Below are 18,589 nucleotides of genomic sequence, written 5' to 3'. Positions count from 1 at the left end.
CGCCTACGACCCCGCCCAACACGGCGGCGCCCAAACCCTGCAACCACAACCGGTCGCTACTTCTGCGGTATGAGGTTGACATAGGGAGTGTCATGGGCTCGCGTATGGAGGTGCCTGTGCGCGGGTCCCACAATCGCACGGTGGCGTCCCAGCCTCCGCTGGCGAGGAGGTTCGGCGGAGCTGAGTGACCGCCGTCAGCGGTAGAGTGCAACAGCCGACGGGCATGGCCGACAGTGAGCATGCGGGAACGGGAAGGGGGAGAGCGATCAGCGAAGACATGCGAGTGCTCGCTAGCCGACGTCTGCGCGAGGCTCAGGTGCTGTTATCAGCTGGCGAATGGTCAGGTGCGTATTATCTGGGAGGGTACGCGGTCGAATGCGGGCTCAAAGCCTGCATCCTCAAAGTGGTTAAGCGATTTCATATGCCCGATAAAGACACGATCAACAAGGGCCACACTCATAGCTTGACCGAGCTGGTGAAGCTCGCAGGTCTTGAGCAACATCGCCAGATCACAGCTGGATCGAATCCTAAATTTGAAGCTTACTGAGCCGTGGTCAAGGATTGGAGCGAGATGAGCCGATATGAAACCCGCTCCGAGCAAGATGCAGTGGACCTTCTGGAGGCGGTAAGCGCACGCGGGAACGGGGTGATGTCATGGACCAAGAAGCATTGGTAGATCAGCTACTGGACGGTGCCGGGGCGATCATCCCAGCCTTGGCGATGACCAAAACTCCCGTCACAACCGCTTTTGCAGCTTTCGACCTGAACTCAGATCGCTGGATGCTAATTCTGGGCGTACGCAATTTGAAGTCGAAGCTAGCTGCTTACGAGAATATTTCGAAAGCAATGCGCAGCACGCAGGTTGAACTTCCACTTGACAGCATCGTTGCAATTGACAGTGGAGGTGACCTTCTTCGCTTTTTCTCCCAACTCGCCTTACATCACCGTCGAGCGTCGCGACCACACCATTCGTCAACGGGAGTCGAGTTCGGAGAATGGCACTTCGTTGACGTGCGCGGCCTCCCTGCGGGAGTAGTCAGTCACACGTTCGAGAAGATCGTCTACGAAACCATCCAAGCATTCTCCGACCCGATGTGGAGTGTCACATACCGGGAGAGGCTGCCCGGAGATATCGTGATCATTCCCGATATGACTATTACCGAGATGGCCAGCCCAGTATATGTCGAGGTGAAGGCCAGGAACGAACCGATATCAGTCTCGGACTTTCTACACGCGTTGGGCATGCTGTGGCTCGCGCAAAAAGACGACCCTAGTGCAAAATTGATAATCGTTTCGCGAGGCGGATTCCCTTCCTCGACCAAACGAAGGGCTAGGACTTTAGAAGATCTAGCTCTAGTTGAATGGGACGGCTTCGATCCGGGCGGGCGCAGGGCACTCAAAAAATCAATACTTAGCTTGCTGCGCACTGACTGACGTAGCGGTCGCTAGAATCCACGGGCGATACACAATCGCTTCCCAGGTGACCAGTCGGTAAAAGGGTTACGGGGCGTAAGGATGTCGCCTACGATCCGATACGGGTTCGCCGTGGACTTTCACGCGGTCGGTGGGTGGGTCGGATGTCGGAGTCGGCCGGTGCGGTGACTTGTGCTGCGGTTTCGATGGTTTCGCCGTCGATGTATTCCTCGGCGGTAGTCCAAGAGATCGCGTAGGGGCCCGGGAGGCGCCCGGCGCGGCCTTCGCAGCCGTGATCACTATCGCCACTGCCGTGGCTGGCGTGCTGGTTCAATGTCTGAGCTGAATGCGGGCAAGGTAGTGTGCGGCAAACTCGGAATCGACCGCTTCCAGTTCTTCGAGCTCATGACCGAGACGCTCCTGACCTGCGCCCCCGTCACCGAAGCTATCGAACACGAGTCACTGCACTCTGGAACGCTGCCGCAGTCTCGCCGACGGCCCGAATCGTCTAGATGCCAGATATCGCATAATCGGTATGAGCGTGTGTTCAGGCGACGCCAGGATGGCAGGGTCAGTTAGTTCAGAGAAGCAGATGTTGGCGTAGGGGCAGGGGCCCTGGGCTGGTGCGCGCAGGCAGAATCCGCCCGCCAGACGGGATTTCAGGGCGGGGGTGTCGGTCCAGTCCTTGCCGCCGGTGATGTCGGCCAAGGGCAGGGCTTTGGTGCCGGCGGGTGTGGTGGGCAGGGCGGCGAGGTGGTCTTTGGCGAGAGTGAGGGCGCGTTCGTATTCGGTGCGGACGGTGGTGTCGAACAGTTTTCCGTAGCGCAGGCTCATCTGCGCGGAGACGTGTGCGAGCAGCGCCATCAGCGATTGCAGGGAGACGCCGGCGTTGACCAGTGCGGTGGCGTAGGTATGGCGGAGCTGGTGTGGGGTGACGTGGCCGACTCCGGCGGCTGTGGCGGCGCGGTCGAGTTCGTTGCGGACCGCTTGTTGGGCGAGGCGGCCGCCGTGATGGGTGCACAGGAACTGGGCCGGTTTCCCGGTCCGTGGGTGTGGTAGTGGTCTTCCGGGACTACGGATTTCGATGATCCGGTCGATCAGTTCGACGGTTTCGTCGTCGAGGGGGAGGACCATGCGTTCGGTGTCGAGCTTGCCGAGCGGGACTTTCAGCCAGGCTCCCTCGCCGTGGATCTCGTGGAGACAGTCGATTTCGAGGTCGAGCAGTTCCCCGATCCGCAGTCCGCAGGCGCGTGCGAGCAGCAATGCGGAGGCGGCGAGTTCGTGGTCGCTGGCGTGCAGGGCGTCGGGGCGGCGGTCGGCGTCGAGGGGTATGTAGCGTGGCATCGGGCGCGGATGGCGGGGGATGTCGTTGCGGAACAATAGTTTCCGCTTCGGTGCGTCGTTCCATCCCCATTCGGTGATCTCGGTGAGGAAGGTGTTGACCGCGACGACGTGGCGGGCGTGGTCAGCGACGCTGATCGGTTCGCCGGTCTTGGTGCTGACCGCGTCGGCCAGGCTGGCCAGCCAAGGTTCGACGTGGCGTCGGCGGTCCAGCTGCGACAGCCGGGTCAGGGTGGGGTCGAGATCGGTGAGGAACCGGACGAACCCGGTCAGGCGGGTGGCCATGCTGGAGGCGGTGTGGCGGTGCAGGTGCCGCGTTTGGCGTTGAGGTAGTCGATCATCGCCTCGGCGATCGCCGCAGCGATGCCGTCGAGGCGGACCGCGAAGTCCCAGGGGCCGCCGCGGCGGGGCGGTTCGGGCAGGATGCCGAGGTGGACAGCACCAGATGTGTGTTGACGAGCGCGGCCTTGTAGTGGTGCCAGCCTTTGCCGGTGCGGTGCTGACGCATCCGGCAGGCGTCGGCGAACTCGTCGAGACCAGCTTCGGTGAGCTGGTGCAGGCGGTGTCCGGTCTGGATCAGCAGCCGCGCCGGGGCTTGGGAGCCGGTGGCCGTGCGGACCCGTTGACTGAATCCGAGTTCTCCTGCACCAGTGAGGTATCGAGCGAGATCGGGTCCGATCGGGGAGGCATCGATTTCGCGCCAGAGGCTGGAGATCTTGCCTTCGAGCAGATAGTCGTAGCCGGGCCGCAACCAGTCGTGCAGCATCAAAACGTGATGAACGGCCGTGTCGAGGAATTCGCCGACAGCCGCAGCTCGAGCGGCTCGTCTGCCCAGTCTTGCGGGTTCGGCCAACGTTGCAGGAACGTGCGAGCCGAACTGTAGTAGGGCGCGCTGCCGCGGTCTGTGCGCGCCAGTTGTGGTCCTTTGCGCCGTTGACGGACAACTCTAGCGCCAAGAAACTGACGATTCGCTGGCACAGATGCCCGGCCGGAGCGCTTCGGGACGAGTTGCGGGTTGCGGCGTGGACGATGATCAACGGGCAGTTGCACCCGACCTTCCTCGCCGCTCGCGGCCATTTACGGGCCCGAGTCAGCGCCGCGACGCTGCATCACTCCGTTGCGGCATGGAACAGACTCGCGAAATGGCTTACCTAACAAGGTGTTTCGACACCATCCGACTGCGATGCTGACGTGCTGCACACCTACGGGCAACACCTGCGAAAAGACGGCCGTCTCCCCCGTGGAGGTGTGCAGAAGAGGCTCATCGCGCTGACCCGGCTCTGGGCTTTCGATCAGCTCAGCAGCCACCCTGCGGGAATTGGGCAACCGCCATGGGACGCACACGGTGTCGACGACTATCTGCCCGCAGCAACCACCACCGGTGGTGGCGAGAACACGACCGAGCCGCTGGCCGAGTAGACCATGGGTCCGTTGCTTATCTGGGCAATACGCATGATCGACGACTTCGCCGACGACATCCTGGCCGCCTCCACGGAACGGAAACGGCTGATCGATATCGCTCAGAAGACCCCCGCGCCTCCATCCGGCAAGGCCGCTCTGCATGCCTACCTCGATCCGCTGCTCGCCGTCGATGCGCCCCTGCCCGCCAGCACAAACCAAGGAAAGACAGCGCTTGCCCGGTCCTACATCGCAGGCAGTGTCGGTGCCGCGACCTCTCAACTCGACCGCATCAGCCGTGACGTCGACCTCGCAACGATCGTGGCCCAGCGCCCCGGCCCCTGCCCGCTGAACACGGCCGTCACCGGGCGGATCGCCGGGAAGCCCTGGCGAGAAGCCGTCGACTACAACGAAACTCCCACCTTGATGCGCCATCTCGGCACGTCTGCATTCATCGTCTGCTCTTACCTGACCGGGATGCGACCGGGTGAGGTCCTAGGGCTCCGCACCGGCTGCTGCCCTGACCCCGTTCCTGACGACGACGGCAAGATCGGCCGCCACCTGATCCGCAGCAACGAATACAAGACGGCCACCGATGAGGACTGCAATCACACATCCGCCGGAATCGAACGAGATTTTCCCTGGGTCGCGATCACCCCAGTGGCCAATGCAATCCCTGTGCTGGAACGCATGGTCCCAGACGGGCACCTTCTATTCGACTACCGCGCTCACAACCTGGCCAACAGCCGATCCAGCACCGGCTCGCTCAAGGCCAACGGACTCGGAGTGCGGATCGAGGACTTCATCGCCTGGGCGAATACGGAAGCAGTCAGACATCAGCTCCCGAACGAGACCATCCCCAACGACCCGCACGGAAAAATCGGAACCGCCAGATTTCGCGAGAGTTTGGGTTGGCATATCGCTCGACGGCCCAACGGGCTTGTCGCGCTTGCCATCCAGTATGGGCACATGCGAACCCCCGTTTCCGGCGGCTATGGTTCGCGAGGCCGCGGAGGGATCCACGAGCTGATCGATATCGAGACCGCCCGCGCGGTCGCCGACACCGTTGCAGATCTGCACGACGACCTCGAATCCGGCGGCGGCGTGTCCGGACCGGCCGCGCGCCGGGCGATCAACGCCGCCGCGGCCGCACCCCGCTTCGTCGGCGCGATCATCACTGCAATCACAGCTAGGCGCCTGTTGGCCAACGAGGACGCCATGCTTTACGACAACCCGAACGCGCTGCTGCTCTGCCACTACAAGCGCGAGCGAGCTCTCTGCCACTGCGACGGGATCAAGGACACCCCCACCCTCGATCACTGCGTCCCCGGTTGCGGCAACATCGTCAAAACCGACCAACCACGTGGTCCAATTGCGCCGCCGCGCAGACCTTCTCAACCAACGGTCCGCCCACGCTCCTGGTCCGCTCGGCGACCGGTTGCGCGCCAACGCCGACAAGCTACGCGGATACGCCGATACCCACGACCACACCCGCATCACCCTGAACACAACTCCGAAGTGGACGCCGGATGAGTCCCGCGCCCGACGAACGCGACCGCATCCGCGCCGCGATGGACCGCATCCTCGACGGCACACCGGAACGCTCCAACGGTGCACTCACCGTCGTCGCCCTAGCGCTGGAAGCCGACGTTCCCAGAAACGCTCTCGCCCAACGACACCCAGACCTGAGAAACGAGTTCTACGCCCGCGCGGCAGATCGCGGGGCCACGCCGGAAGTCGAAGCACAGCTCCGGGCGACTATCGCGAAGTTCAAGAAGACGATCGCCAACAAGAACGACGAACTAGCCCAGCTGCGCGCCGACGTCCCCGCGCTCGTGACCGTGGTGAACCAGCTCACTCTGGAGAACCAGCAACTCCGCGACACACTTGCCCAGCCTCGCGCCACCGTCGTCCCGTTCCCCGGCCGACAATCAGATAGACCACACACCTGAGCAAGCAAGGATTGCGGGTGAATAGCTTCGCTCTCTATCGCCGTCCCCGCTGCACGCGCCCCCAACCGCACGAGTCGATGCCGAAGATTTCAACACGCTGACTTGACAGGGAACCAGTGTCCGGTCCATTCCCGGCCGGTGACCAGCGCTGCGTAGAACTCGCTGTCGTCGGGCAGCTCCGGGGCGGGGGCGGCGAGAACACCGGGCCGGTCGCTGTGGAATCGGCGGGCGCGTTCGACCGCGCGCGGAGCACTCGGCGTGGCAGGCGCGTTGGGTGATCAACCATCCCTCGGCGGTGTGCCGGTCGGGGTGCCCGGTGTGGTCGAGGGGGGGTAGTGCACCTGCGCCAACTGCTCGCCGGCGCGCTCGAACAACCACGCGATCCACGCCGGAACCCGCGGCTGCGCAGCCAGCGCCCGGCCGACGAACCCGCCATCCTCGGCCGAGCCATCCGGACCACGCTGCACCACGGCGGTGAACGCGGCGATAGCCGCGCGCGGGCGCGAGTTGACCTCGGCCGTCACCTGTGAACAGCAATTACTGGCTTGTGAGAAAGAGCCGCACTCATGACCGGCCACATCTCCTCCCGCGAGGTCGATCCCCACCGCGAGCCCGGCCGCGATCCGTGGGACGAGTTCTTCTTCCTGTTCCTGGATCCGACCCGCACCTACAGTTGGGCGTTGTGGAACCACCCTGAGGACACACTCGAACAAGCCCAACTGAACAAGATCGACCTCGCGTTGGGCAAATGCGACCTGCGACCCGGAATGACCCTGCTCGATGTCGGTTGCGGGTGGGGATCAGCTCTGCTGCGCGCCATGGACACCCACCAGGTGAACACGATCGGGTTGACCGTCAGCCGCAGCCAATACCGGTACGTGCGCGACCGGCTCGTCGAACGGCTCGCCCGCGGACAGCCGTGCGGCCGGGTATGGCTGCAGGGCTGGGAAGCTTTCGACGGCCACGCCGACCGCATCGTGTGCATCGACGCCTTCGAACACTTCCACCACGACAGCTACGGCGAGTTCTTCGAGTTCGCCTACCACGCCCTGCCCGCCGGGGGTGTGCTGCTGCTGCAAACCATCGTCGGCTACCACCGCGACGAGCGGCGCGCCCACGATATCGAGCACACCGGCATCGATGACGCGTTCATGCGGTTCCTCACCGGCACGATCTTCGCCGGAGTTCGGCCAGTTCGGCGAAAACTCCACGGGGGAGGGGCGCAGCGATCAGGAAGTATGCATCGGTGACCGATACTGGATTGGAACGGTCGAGTTCGAAGTGACCCAGCCCCGGTTCGCTTGCTTTTCGGATGTGGCTGGGCTGACCTGGCGATTTGCCAGGGGAGCCCGTCTGATGCTTGATTCGCCCATTATTCGCACGAGGTGGGAGGGTGGTTTGTGGTGGTTTGAACTGGCGGGTGCAGCGGTTAAAGCTCTCTCCGGGGTGGTGCAGTTACGTTCGGACGCCGCCATGTTCGAGGCGATGGTGCGAGGGTTCCGGGCTCAGCAGATTGCGCGCGGCCTGCGGGAGTACACCATCGCGGGACGAGAACGCGTGATTCGACGGTTTCTGGCCTACATCAACGAGTTTCCGTGGGGATGGACGGCGGCTCATGTCGACGAATGGTCGGCGTCGCTGGTGGTCGAGCATCGGTTGGCGCCTTCGGTGATCCGCGGCTATCAGGGTGCGTGGCGGCTGTTCACCGAGTTCTTGACCGATAACGCCGGACACGGGTCATGTCGGCTTGCGAGGAGGCGTTCGGTCCTGGCCGGCATCCGGTGCCTATCGTGCACGAGTGGAACTCGGTGGCCCACCTCGGCGATTACGAGGGCGATCCGGATACTCGCCCGTTCACGCGTGAGGAGTTGCAGCGGTTCTTCGACTATGCCGACGCTCAGGTCGAGCGGGCGGTGCGGGCGAAACGCAAAGGGACGCTCGCTGCTTACCGGGACGCCACGCTGTTCAAAGTGATGTATGGGTGGGGTTACGGCGCACCGAGACTGCCAAGCTGGATCTGGCCGATTCAGGTCGCAACCCGAAGGCACCCGATTTTGGGTGTTACGGCACGCTGCACGTCCGCTACGGCAAGGCCGAACGCGGACAGCCACCGCGGCGGCGCAACGTTGCCTCGGTCATGGGCTGGGCGGTTGAGGCCCTCGCCGACTACGTCGAGAGATGCTCTCGGACTACCAAAAAGCAATACGCCCCATTGCTTTCCGCATTCGTGCCATCACTCAGCACCAACTGGCAGACGCTGTCTACCATGACACGCTTCGAGCTACCGGTACCTTGTGCTAGTCGAGGCTTGACATAGAGCCGTTTCCGAGAGCGACCGGTCAATACCGATCGTTGAGAAGTCCGCTGTCTACTTCTTCAGAGACCGCACTGGCTATGAGTAAGTGTGTTCCCGAGGGCGAATCGACCCGCGGCAAGGGCGTACCCGGAGTAATCAAATCCCAGGCGAGTGGGCTACCGCCGTCCAAGACCAGCATTACGCTCTCGATCATTGCGTCGGCGAGCTCGTGGTCCGCGTCACGGGTACGCCGGCCGATGGAGGGCAGAGCTATGACGTTATGGCGCTGCAGGATCGGATCGTGGTCGATGATCCTTTCGAATTCCAAGACATCGGTGGCCCACATGAGTTCATCTCGACACACTCTCTTTCGGAGCGCGGTAATGTCGATGCCAAGAGTGCTGGTCACGGTTACAACGAGGGTACCGTTGCGTAGAGCATCTACAGTGTCTGCCGTGACGAACGGGCGATGCGCCGGGTGATTGGGTTCGGCGACGACCATGATGTCGGCGGTTAGTGGCACCTCATCCACGTCGATGATCTCGGCTCCAAGCTCCTCGGCCAACTCAGTCGACTTCGCATTTGGGTCGACGACCCAAACGTACGCGCCGAACGCGGCGCACAACTCGGCAATCTTGTAGCCGGTGAATCCACCGCCAATCACGCAGACATTCTTATCCCGCAGCACCCCAGAGACGAACAGCTTGCTGTCGGCGCCCCTGTCGACGCTGCGGAAGAGAATCGCAGGATGCGTTGTTACTGCAGTTTTCTGCCAGAACGCGAGTTGACGCAGACTGGTCAAAATTAGGGCAAGGGCAAGTTCAGCGCGAGCTTGGGACCAACCACGTACTCCATCGATCACTGGAATTCCTCGCGCCCATAATTCTTCAATATGGGCCAACGGCTGTGGTGTTGTCGCAACAACAGCGAGGTGCCGCATGGCCTCAAAGTCCTGTCGGTCGATGTGCACGTTTCCGATGACTATGGCTGCACTAGCTTGCGCTGTTGCAGGGAATTCACGGAGCCGCTGCCGGTCGGTCAAGGAGATCCACTGAACGTGATGACGTTGATTCGCCAGTCGCAGCCTGAGTCGCTCGCGCACTGTGGCCCAGGCGGCTTCAGGTATTTTGCGCTCGATGACGAGGACATTGTGGTGTATGCCAGGGGTTGATCTCATAGGGTGCTATTCCGGATGAAGGGGTCATTGAGAAACATCGAAATGCGGAACTGTCCAGTCCGTAGGTGCGACCGAGCCTCGGGGACCGGGACGGAATGTGCACCGTCGTTCGCGAAGTGCAGCACAGAGAATAGTGTCGACTTCGTGCACGGGAGAGCATTAGGAAGTGGTCTGGATTTCGCGAGGTCGGCGAATAGGCGGTAGCGGTACTGGAAGATCAGCCGCCGAATAGCAGAGGGTTGGAATGGCCAGAGACAAATCGGTGCAACTCGAAGAGCTTTCGATAGCTGGACAGTCGCCCGCTCGAATTGCCTCGCTCCGATTGAAAGAAACTAGCCAAACGACGACCATGTGCGAATTCTGGGCATAAGACAGACAACTGGGTGGGTGCCTCCACAGTACGATTCGGAACTGCTGATCGGGAGGCGGTTTCGTTGTCACGGATACCTGGTTGTCGACCGTGACTCGATGCACCGAAGACTGCCGGCGCGCCGACGTCGCAGACTGCTCTGCGGCGACCCGCTTCGCGTCGTAATGCACGACTGGGCCAATCTCTGTCAATCCGATGGTCAGATGGCATTCGCACATATAGAGCCCAGCGCTATCCTATCCGTCCAGCAGCCCCGCCGAGCCCGGACGGCTCGGCACCACAGTCGGATGGCTTGTCGTCATACCCTGACCTTCTCACTTCTCGAACACGGCCGTTATGGGGGAAACGCCTACGCTGGGGGACCTGCGGAATTCCGCACCCAACACGACCGATCATGTGCTTGGCGAGGCACGGGCAGGTCGAATTGACGGGTCAGTCGCTGGATCCTCTGTCAAGCCGCAGTCAGTGATTGGCGGATTCATGATCTGGGATGATTGTGTGGAAGACAACAACGGAAAGTCGGCGTTTGAGGATCCGAAGCGCTTCCATACCGCCATCGCCGTTGGCTTCGCGGCGGAAGAGCAGTTCCCGAGCGCCTGGATGGCTTTTTCTCTCCGTGAGAGTGTCGGTGGCAACGACCAGCACGGCTCCAGCCACCGACAGCGCCAGCCGTGTCACCCGGCGAAGGAAGGGACGCGTAACGGTCGGTGGGTTCCCCGGTGCGGTAGGCGAAAGGCGCAGCGGCCATTGACGCCGATGTGGCCGCGAGTGAGCGCGGATATCCGGTGTGCGTCTTCATCGCGGACCGGACACCCTGCGCACAAGGCTGTTCCAGGCCAGGTCGCTGTGTACGGTGTTTCACAATACAAGGCAGTTGAGGACCAGGCCGAGCGTCGGGGTTGGTTTTCCATGCCCTCGTAGTAGGTGCACATCATCTCCCGCCTCTTTATCGTGGTAGATCCACCGTGCCAAGTCGTGGCGGCCCGCGGTGAGGTTGGGCTTGGGCATTGTCTTCATGCCGGTAGGGTTGCTCGTCAGCCAGTCGCAGGATGCGTTCTGTTGACTGCACCAGTTCCTGGTCGCTACGAAGGAGTTGGTGTTGTGCTGTGCATAGGGCCTTTGAACGACCGTGATAAATGGACTTGATGAAGCTTTCTTGACTGGTGCCGTTGTCGCCGGAGGACGCTCCTGACGTTCCGTTCCGGGGTAGTTGACGTGCACCGGGAGCCGGTGGAAGCAGCCGTTGGGTATCCGCGAGCATCTGGTGTTGAGCGACCTCAGCCCGCTGACGGCCCAGCTACGGCGCTACGACCTGCTGCGCTGGGGACCTGCTGCAGTGGCTCGATGTCCCGTAGGGCAAGGCCACAGAGCCCGAGGTGAGGGTGCTGGTCGGCTGCCTCCGGGCTGACGGACGTTTCCTCTGGCAGCTGGGTGCTGTGTGTGCGCCGGGACCGGGGAGCGGTGAACCGGCCGCACGGCCAAGCAGTCGCTGAAGCTGTTCCACGCCCGGGACGATCAACCACTGCTTGACGGTGTTGTGGGGCTTTGCGACTTCTGCGCGAGCGTCGGTCGCGGACCGATCGTCAACCCGGTGCCGCAGTCGGCGACCAAACGGCAAGCCTTGGCCCAACGCGGCTTACTGGACCCGGAACCCGTCGTACCGCAGACGCATTTGCGGCAACGAGTTTCCGAAGAACAACCGAGGCCGATTCCCGACTGAATGTGGGAGGAATTGTTCGGCGAGATGGATGCGACCGCGATCGAGCGCTGCCGCTACTCTACGTTTCCAGCGAGGCCCGGGCCAGTGAACTGCTCGGTCCACTGCTGACGATTTCGACTGGGGCGGGGCAGCGAATCTGGGTGTTCTCCAAGGGGAGCGAGCACGCGAAGACATCCCGCCGATTACAGAGCGTTTCTGCTTTTCCGCTACCTCGGGCAAAAGGGCCTGCCGCGCCTGGTCATTCAGTGTTCCGGATCGAGGAGAGTCGCGTTCGCTCGCCTATTGGCGATGAGGCGAATTATGCAGCGGGCCAACGCGAAAGCCGTGCAGTTTCCGTAATGAGTTCTGTGACGTACATACTGTGGGCTCCGCAGTGGGCCCTATCGCTCATGAGGTGGCGAACCCTTGGACCAAGGCGTCGGCAAGCGTCGTTCTCCGGTTTGACCGGGGTCGGCGGCTTCGGAATTCACTGCTGGTGCGGCCTGGGCTTCAGTTCGGCTGTCCTCCCTGCGATCAGGCTTTCTCGCCTTCCTTTCGAAGGTGTAAATTCCGCCAAGTATGATGTCGAGCGAGCCGTCAAAATTGCGGACAAGTTTAATCTGCGCGATGTCCAGTACCCGCCTTGCCGCGGTTACGATGAGTACTCGGCTCAATTGGTCGGCTGTTCCGGGTATGGGGGCCGCACGCTCCGCGATCCGGCCCAGCCCGATTCCCGCTCCGATACCGATCGCTGCTGCGGAAAATATGCCTCCTGATGAACCAGCGAGGTCGACGGACTTGCTTGCCGCGATGCTTCCCAGTGCAATGCCGACCCACATCAAACTGAAATGAAAGCCGAGAGCCTCACCCAGTGCATCCTGAGATGCAGCGGCATTCATCCGATCGGAGCATGCCGGGAAGACGGCACCGGCCAGCACACCGACTGCGAAAACGGCAATGGCCAGCGAAACTGGCCCGGACGCAAGGGCGCAGAGCAACACACCTGTTCCGAGTCCAACCAGCAGAACATACGGCGATATGGTTCTGGAGATTGCACCATAGCCGTACCCACCGGCGACTGCACCGGCTGCGCCAACGGCTAGCACTAGGCCAGTCGTATGCTGGGCTTGGAAATCCTGCATGGCCGTGATGACACTCAGTTCTTCCGCGCAAAGGACGGCAGCGGCTGCGGCGTATCCGACACACGCCGTCACGAACCCGGCCTGCAACCAGGACCGCCGTGGGACACGCCGCGGCGGATGGCTCGTATCGGTTCGCAGCGATGGGTTCAGTCTCAACAAGGCGAAGCCGCAACCTACGGTGACCAATCGGACCACGAGCAGCACCGGTGCCGTGTCCCAAATATTGATTGCTGCAATACCCAGCGGCGGCCCGACCAGAAGCGACACATCTGCGGTCACCTCGTACGCGGCGAGCGCCGGTCGCCGATCGCGTTCAGTCGTAGCGACTGTTATGGCCTGTTTTGCGACGTTGATGACCGGTATTTCGAACCATCCCGCCAGCGCTGCAAGCAAGAGCAACAGCGGGAACGGTGCAAATGGTGCGATCAGCCAGCAGATGCCGTTTACCAGGATCGCTGGAACCAGGGTGGCCCGCAGACCCAGTCGATCGAGGCGGGGGCCGCGCCGTAGCTCGGTGCCGGCCATGCACAGGTAGATCACAGTACTTAATAGGCCCGCCGCGCCGTAGGAGAGGTGCAACGTGTGCCGCACATGCATGACCAACAATAGGGATTGGGAATTGAGAACAATCCGGAACAATAGACTGAGCAACACCATATTACATACTGTCCGATTTGCCAGAAGCTCTTGGTAGGCTTTCACCACCACCCACCTTTCCGGCGGCACAATACACTCTCGACCCTGAAGGTGACCGGCGCTGTTTGGTCAGGCATGCATTTTCCCCATTTTTACGCCCACGCAATCGTCGGAAAACGCAGGAATATCAAACGCTTTGTTGTACCAGCGGCTCTTGCGGTCACCATGTGGGAGCTTGTTAGAGGCGGTGGTTTCGTATGAGAAAGCGAAGTCCTCGAGCGTGATCCGAACAGTGCCGTTGTGAGCGTCTCGAGTGCAGCGGCCCTGTCCGGATCCTCGATACGGGTCTGGGTGGACCTTTGTACCATGCCGCGCGGTTGGATTGTCAGCGCTTCCGATGACGGCTCTGCGGCCGGATCTGCTCCGTTGATCGCCCACAGCCCGGCGGCGAAGATTCGTGTCGATTGGGTAGGGCGAACTTCCTGCCCACAATTACGACCATGCCTTCGTAACCCATACGCACCGCCTCCCCGCTGTCCGGTATGACCATGCGACTTCGGAAAATGCCGTATTGTTTGTAAATCTCCTCTATTTTCGCCAAGGTAAGGTTAACAGCCGGGAAAAATGTCCGGTAACCGGCGAAGTATCCACTGGAACCCACCATGTGAGCCACGACAAACAATCCGTTCGGCCGCAGGGAATTCATCAGGCTATCAGTGGCCCTGATGAATTCGCTGAGCATGTCCGTGATTGAATCTGCCACAAAGAACGATAAAACGGCGTCATACCGACTTGGCGCCAGTTCGAAAATGCTTCCAAATCGAATAGATGAAATACTGGAGAGTTTCTTCAGATCGGACGCAAATCCAAGTTCTTGAATGTACTCGTCGTAGATCTTCCAGGTGCGCAACTGCTCCGCATTGGGCCCGTTCAGAACCTGATCCAGGTAACTGAGATTCTTCGCGACGATGTCAATCAATTCAAGGCAGCCGGAATTCGAAATAAGGGGGCTGAGCAGCATAGCCGGATACAAATTGGGACCGACGCCGATATCGGCGACGTGTTGCAGAGTACCGGGTGCTATTCTCATGTCGCTCAGGACGGAGGTGGCGAACTCGATAATTTGCCGATCTTCTGAGTGTAGCTTGCATCCGTAGTTTCGTTCGACGTACTCATATACGTCGAATTCGTCGAAATCGCTGTAGCTTTCCTCCTGGTGGGGGAAGAAAATGTGATCTATTTTTTTGATTAAAGGCGAGCTCGGAGTGGACTCTATGATCTCAAGAGCGCGTGCTTCAGGCACCATATAGCTGTCCGGTAGAATCGTTATGATTCTATCGGTGAAGAGATCCTCCGGGGAACCGGCGACGCACCTGATAGGCGGCCTGCCAAAGACTCCTAGCCGCAACAAGTACCAGGCCGCAACAAGCAATGAACAGGGATACTTGAGTCGCGATCTATAGTAGCCGGAGAGGCCCTTCTTCAGCTTTCTGTTGGATATCATGTCCAATACTGCTTCGCAATACGGCACGAGCTCCGATTCGAAGACCACTACATCCGGCTCTGCATTCCTTTGAACTAATTTTTGCAGAAAATCGCTCATGTCAAGGAATTGCGACGAGTGAGCTGGGCTATAATCGTCGACCAGAACTATCTTCTTGATGTCAGGACCGACTGGCAGTTTGTGCAGTTCCGTGATGCCGAGCGCGTGTTGTCTGGAGAACTGCTGGTCGCTGTAAATGTGCGCGTACTCGATGCCCATAAGGCCCCTGGCAGACGTTATTCGACCGACGGCGTGCTTCACTGACGCGGCAGCACCCCGCCACACCCCGGATGAGTTGCCAACGCTGTCACGGCTGTTCAAGGATTCCTCGATCGTTCGGTGCCATAAGCCGGTCATCGGTCCGACGCTCGACCATCGAGGCGCTCACACTTCGGAACGGGGCAACGATCCGTTCTCCGTACCCACTCTCGTCGGCCTCTTCTACTCGCCGCGATCGCTGCGGTAGCCAGACGTTCACCAGCTTCAGCCAACGATCCGTCCCGTCGTAGCGCGCGGTGAACGGCACCCGGCCGTGCACCGCGACGTCGTTGTCCACCAGCAGCACCTCCCCGGGTGCGAGCACGGCGGTCACACGGACCCGCTCAAGCTCCTCGGCGAGACGTTCATAGGCCGCGCGGAATTCAGGATCGGCGTTCTTGAGCGGTGTGTATGCCGGGTCAAAGCGCATCGTTTGCTCATCGGGGCCGGTTGCGGTCCACAACGTGGGAATTAGTACGGCGGAATGTCTGTCGTATTCCTCGCCGTACGAGACGTCCGGCAAGATCGGCAGAGCGGGGGTACTGAGCAGTTCCCGCTGCACAGCCGACAGTTCCACGTAACGCGCCGACGACACAGTGGTGCCGACAAGATCTGGATTGCGTATGCATCCGAGCATCAGCAGGTGCGCTCGGCGGGGATGGAACGCATCCTCGGTGTGTGGACTCAGCTGCGCTCTACTGCTGACGCCCGACTGTTCGTGCTCGTGCCCGGCCACAGGAAGGATGTTGTTGACCAGGCGGCCGTCCTGGTGGCCTTCCCAGCCGAACGGCTCGCCCGCGCTGCGGGCCAGCAGTAGCATGACAATATCGAATTCGAGCGAGTGCGCGCGTCTGGCCGGATCACCGCTCCACTGCGCGGCCTCCTGCGGGCTCGAGGGGGTTGGCCCGAATTCATTATCGGCCAAAGGAAGCCTGCTGACGATGGCGGCTCCCGTAGCGGTAGCGGGCAGGCGCATGGCATGGCGCACTTCGGCGGGCAGTTCCATGACGCGGGTATCGATTTGTTCGATCAGCGCCGCGTCCGTAAGTGTACGCGCGGCGAGGGCCGGATCGGCGACCGTGGCGTCAAGCGTGGCGGATATCTCTCTGGCGAGTTCGCGCACGATTCGGCCGGTAGCCGGGGAAAGTTCGCGTCGTTCTATATCGCGTAACTGATTGGTCTTACATTGGGACAAAGTGACTTTCATCGGGATGCCCTTCTTCGAAGCGCTCTAAAAGCGAAGTGACGATTCAATCCACGCTTTCACATCGCCCGCCACGCTGGTATGGGGATATTGCCTACAAGATCCCGACGGCAGAGCGTCGCACGCCGGTCAACACCTGCTGCGGCTGTCATTACCATAAGGCCCGGACCAACGGTCTGCGCAAGTATTCCAGTGTGTGGGAATGGAATCTGTAATTCCTCGTCCTCGGCGGCGAGAGTGTCGACGAACAGCAACATCATGTCGCTGGTGCTGTAACGCTTCGCGGCATGGGTAACGGCACCGAGAGGCCCTATGCTGCTGACCATCTGCCCGACCAGCTCACAAGGTGAGGTTCTCTCGAGTCGGGTCTATAAGTTCTCCCCAGCTCTGTGCGCTCCCGGTGGCGGATAGGTACCTGAGACGGCGCGATGCCTCGTAGGGCGGGTGAATACCGCTGTGAATGTCGGTTTTTGTAAGATGGTTGTCGCCGCGGTTGTCGAGAGCGTGGTGGACGGGTGTGAGCGGTTCGTGCTGCGGGTGAGAACCGCGGCGGGCCCACATCCTGCCCGACCTGCGGTTCCGAGTCCGGTCGGGTGTGCGGCCACTACGAGCGGATTCGTTCGAAATGTTCCAGACGACGGCTGTGTGGTCGTCCTGCGTGTGCGAGGTCGGTGGCGGCTTGCCCCTTGCACTGGTGCTGAACGTCTTGTGAGCAAGTGCCCGGTGTGATGAAGTTCCGACTCATATCTCACGAACGGATGCGCGGGCATTACTGTAAAGTTCTGCAGCCCAGGATGATTGCATGCGAGCGTTGTGTGCGAAGGCTGTGATGGCTTCGCGGGCCCGGGTGTTGGCTGCCCAGCGGAAGTAGACGCCGCTGGTCTTTCCCGAGGCTTTGGCAACCGGGGTGACCCCGCATTCGGCGCCGGCTTGGTCGACTGTGTCGACGCGGTCGAGGATTGGACCGATCTCGGCGAGCAATTGGGCCAGGTTGATGATGCCGACGCCAGGGAGCGCGGCCAGCAGTTGGGCTCGGAGGTGCTCGCCGACGCGTTGCCGGATCAGGTTTTCCAGATCGGCGATGGCGGTTTGGATGCCGCGCAACAACTGCACTTGAGTTCCGATCATCAGTGCCAGGGTGTCGGTGGTAGCTGGGCGGCCGGAACGGCAGCGGCGTGTAACCGGGCCAGCAGCAGTGCGGCGGGTTTTCCGCCGCGGTAAGGAGTTCCGGCGTAGGAATGCGGCCATGCGGACCTCGCCGAGCCTCGCGGCCGATTGGGGTGTGGGGTAGGCGGTGAGGAAGGCCAGCGCGATGGGCGAGGCCAACGAACAGAACAGGTTTTTGGGGCGTGGCCAGTAGTTGTCCAGCAGGGATGCGAGCTGGTTGATCGCGGTGGTGCGGGCCTGAACCCGGTCGTCTCGGAGCCGGATGAGTGCCTGCAGTTCGCGCAGGCCGAGGTCGACCGGGTCGAGCTGGCGCAGCCGGTGTCCGTCGGTGCGCAGGTAGTCGGCGAGTTTGTAGCTGTCGCCGGGATCGGATTTGGCGCCCGAGGCTCCCCATCGTGGCCGCGCGGCATGAAACGCGGTCGGGTGCACGGGAACGACCGGATGTCCGGCAGCCAGCAAGCGGTCGACGATCAGCCCACTGGTCCGCTCGATGATCACCGGCAGGTCGGCGGGATCGCCGTGACGCGCCAAACGAGCCAATGTCGTCGTCCACGCTTGCTCGGTGTGACTGAACGCCCAACGATCCAGGACGCGACCGCGGTCATCGATGACGGTCACGTCATGGGTCTTACTCGCCCAATCCCAGCCGACGAACCGCATGCACAGCCTCCAGAGAGTTTCGCTGGTCAAGCCCTCCTCAGTCGAGGCTCCGGAGCCGGTTCCTCATTGTTCGGCCCTCGATGGGGCATGTCCCTGACGCCGGTCATCGCAGCCTCGGCGCACCAGGAGTGGCAGTACTCAAACTGGCCATCCAATGCGGCGCGGCAACGTGGCCATCTCCTGGTGCTGACCGAGGACCACGGTCCGATCATCGGACCGCACCATCAATCTCACCCAATGAGACAGCGTTTCGCCTCCTTCGGTGTCTTTCCCTCGGCGATCTTCTTGTCGTAGTAGGCGCGTCCGGCGCTGCCACGCATCCGGATCTGGATC

Annotated in this window: 14 protein-coding genes and 2 pseudogenes; 7 read left to right on the top strand and 9 right to left on the bottom strand. The window is 61.5% G+C overall.

The features are described from left to right. The first annotated feature begins 184 nt into the window (after positions 1–184). Together ABZ824_RS39290 and ABZ824_RS39285 are read left to right on the top strand one after the other, a co-directional pair. Positions 185–547, top strand: a complete 363-nt coding sequence (locus ABZ824_RS39290) for a hypothetical protein (RefSeq protein ID WP_356969985.1) — start codon at positions 185–187, stop codon at positions 545–547. 107 nt (positions 548–654) lie between these two features. Continuing rightward, on the top strand, positions 655–1,434 hold the full coding sequence (locus tag ABZ824_RS39285) for a hypothetical protein (protein WP_356969983.1): 780 nt from the start codon (positions 655–657) through the stop codon (positions 1,432–1,434). Positions 1,435–1,872: 438 nt separating this feature from the next. Here the strand turns inward: ABZ824_RS39285 and ABZ824_RS39280 are convergent, their stop codons facing one another. Continuing rightward, positions 1,873–3,039 (bottom strand): site-specific integrase, encoded by a 1,167-nt coding sequence (locus ABZ824_RS39280; protein ID WP_356969981.1) that lies wholly within the window; start codon positions 3,037–3,039, stop codon positions 1,873–1,875. 52 nt (positions 3,040–3,091) lie between these two features. Continuing rightward, positions 3,092–3,520 carry a hypothetical protein gene (locus tag ABZ824_RS39275; RefSeq protein ID WP_356969979.1) on the bottom strand — a complete coding sequence of 143 codons (429 nt, stop codon included), beginning with the start codon at positions 3,518–3,520 and terminating at the stop codon, positions 3,092–3,094. A gap of 482 nt (positions 3,521–4,002) precedes the next feature. Between ABZ824_RS39275 and ABZ824_RS39270 the strand changes: the two genes are divergently transcribed. From ABZ824_RS39270 to ABZ824_RS39260, 3 genes are read left to right on the top strand one after another with little or no spacing between them, the layout of a single operon-like run. Then, a complete protein-coding gene (locus tag ABZ824_RS39270; protein ID WP_356969977.1) occupies positions 4,003–4,173 on the top strand; it encodes a hypothetical protein in 171 nt (56 codons plus the stop codon). Between the two features lie 33 nt (positions 4,174–4,206). Continuing rightward, positions 4,207–5,685, top strand: a complete 1,479-nt coding sequence (locus ABZ824_RS39265) for a hypothetical protein (protein ID WP_356969975.1) — start codon at positions 4,207–4,209, stop codon at positions 5,683–5,685. Continuing rightward, on the top strand, positions 5,682–6,104 hold the full coding sequence (locus tag ABZ824_RS39260; RefSeq protein WP_356969973.1) for a hypothetical protein: 423 nt from the start codon (positions 5,682–5,684) through the stop codon (positions 6,102–6,104). Before ABZ824_RS39265 ends, ABZ824_RS39260 begins: the two co-directional genes overlap by 4 nt. Positions 6,105–6,382: 278 nt before the next feature. Here the strand turns inward: ABZ824_RS39260 and ABZ824_RS39255 are convergent, their stop codons facing one another. Continuing rightward, on the bottom strand, positions 6,383–6,628 hold the full coding sequence (locus ABZ824_RS39255; protein WP_356969971.1) for a hypothetical protein: 246 nt from the start codon (positions 6,626–6,628) through the stop codon (positions 6,383–6,385). 42 nt (positions 6,629–6,670) lie between these two features. On the opposite strand from ABZ824_RS39255, the pseudogene ABZ824_RS39250 reads away from it, so the two are divergent. Together ABZ824_RS39250 and ABZ824_RS39245 are read left to right on the top strand one after the other, a co-directional pair. Further along, positions 6,671–7,258: pseudogene (locus ABZ824_RS39250) on the top strand (class I SAM-dependent methyltransferase); the annotation flags it as partial. A 34-nt stretch (positions 7,259–7,292) separates the two neighbouring features. Beyond that, positions 7,293–7,412, top strand: a pseudogene (locus ABZ824_RS39245) (MOSC domain-containing protein); the annotation flags it as partial. Positions 7,413–8,443: 1,031 nt separating this feature from the next. Here ABZ824_RS39245 and ABZ824_RS39240 read toward each other — a convergent pair. The 6 genes from ABZ824_RS39240 to ABZ824_RS39215 form a co-directional block, all read right to left on the bottom strand. Next, complete coding sequence (locus tag ABZ824_RS39240; RefSeq protein WP_356969969.1) at positions 8,444–9,442, bottom strand: NAD(P)-dependent oxidoreductase; 999 nt, start codon at positions 9,440–9,442, stop codon at positions 8,444–8,446. Between the two features lie 967 nt (positions 9,443–10,409). Then, positions 10,410–10,625 carry a hypothetical protein gene (locus ABZ824_RS39235; protein ID WP_356969967.1) on the bottom strand — a complete coding sequence of 72 codons (216 nt, stop codon included), beginning with the start codon at positions 10,623–10,625 and terminating at the stop codon, positions 10,410–10,412. A gap of 1,422 nt (positions 10,626–12,047) precedes the next feature. Beyond that, positions 12,048–13,490: an MFS transporter gene (locus ABZ824_RS39230; protein WP_356969966.1), complete on the bottom strand. Its 1,443-nt coding sequence runs from the start codon at positions 13,488–13,490 to the stop codon at positions 12,048–12,050. 319 nt (positions 13,491–13,809) lie between these two features. Then, positions 13,810–15,186, bottom strand: coding sequence for a hypothetical protein (locus tag ABZ824_RS39225; protein ID WP_356969964.1), 1,377 nt, complete (start codon positions 15,184–15,186; stop codon positions 13,810–13,812). Positions 15,187–15,274: 88 nt separating this feature from the next. Further along, positions 15,275–16,348, bottom strand: coding sequence for a TauD/TfdA family dioxygenase (locus ABZ824_RS39220; RefSeq protein ID WP_356969963.1), 1,074 nt, complete (start codon positions 16,346–16,348; stop codon positions 15,275–15,277). A gap of 822 nt (positions 16,349–17,170) precedes the next feature. Beyond that, on the bottom strand, positions 17,171–18,256 hold the full coding sequence (locus tag ABZ824_RS39215) for an IS110 family transposase (RefSeq protein ID WP_356969986.1): 1,086 nt from the start codon (positions 18,254–18,256) through the stop codon (positions 17,171–17,173). Between the last annotated feature and the right edge of the window lie 333 nt (positions 18,257–18,589).

The sequence above is a fragment of the Nocardia sp. NPDC047038 genome (genome assembly GCF_040644075.1).
Classification (GTDB): Bacteria; Actinomycetota; Actinomycetes; order Mycobacteriales; family Mycobacteriaceae; genus Nocardia; species Nocardia sichangensis.
This window is presented reverse-complemented; position numbering and strand designations above follow the sequence as displayed.

Coding starts and splice junctions, on each gene's coding strand:
- ABZ824_RS39280 (WP_356969981.1), bottom strand. CDS start 3,039: ATGGCCACCCGCCTGACCGGGTTCGTCCGGTTCCTCACCGATCTCGAC.
- ABZ824_RS39285 (WP_356969983.1), top strand. CDS start 655: ATGGACCAAGAAGCATTGGTAGATCAGCTACTGGACGGTGCCGGGGCG.
- ABZ824_RS39260 (WP_356969973.1), top strand. CDS start 5,682: ATGAGTCCCGCGCCCGACGAACGCGACCGCATCCGCGCCGCGATGGAC.
- ABZ824_RS39215 (WP_356969986.1), bottom strand. CDS start 18,256: ATGCGGTTCGTCGGCTGGGATTGGGCGAGTAAGACCCATGACGTGACC.
- ABZ824_RS39275 (WP_356969979.1), bottom strand. CDS start 3,520: ATGCTGCACGACTGGTTGCGGCCCGGCTACGACTATCTGCTCGAAGGC.
- ABZ824_RS39265 (WP_356969975.1), top strand. CDS start 4,207: ATGATCGACGACTTCGCCGACGACATCCTGGCCGCCTCCACGGAACGG.
- ABZ824_RS39225 (WP_356969964.1), bottom strand. CDS start 15,186: ATGGGCATCGAGTACGCGCACATTTACAGCGACCAGCAGTTCTCCAGA.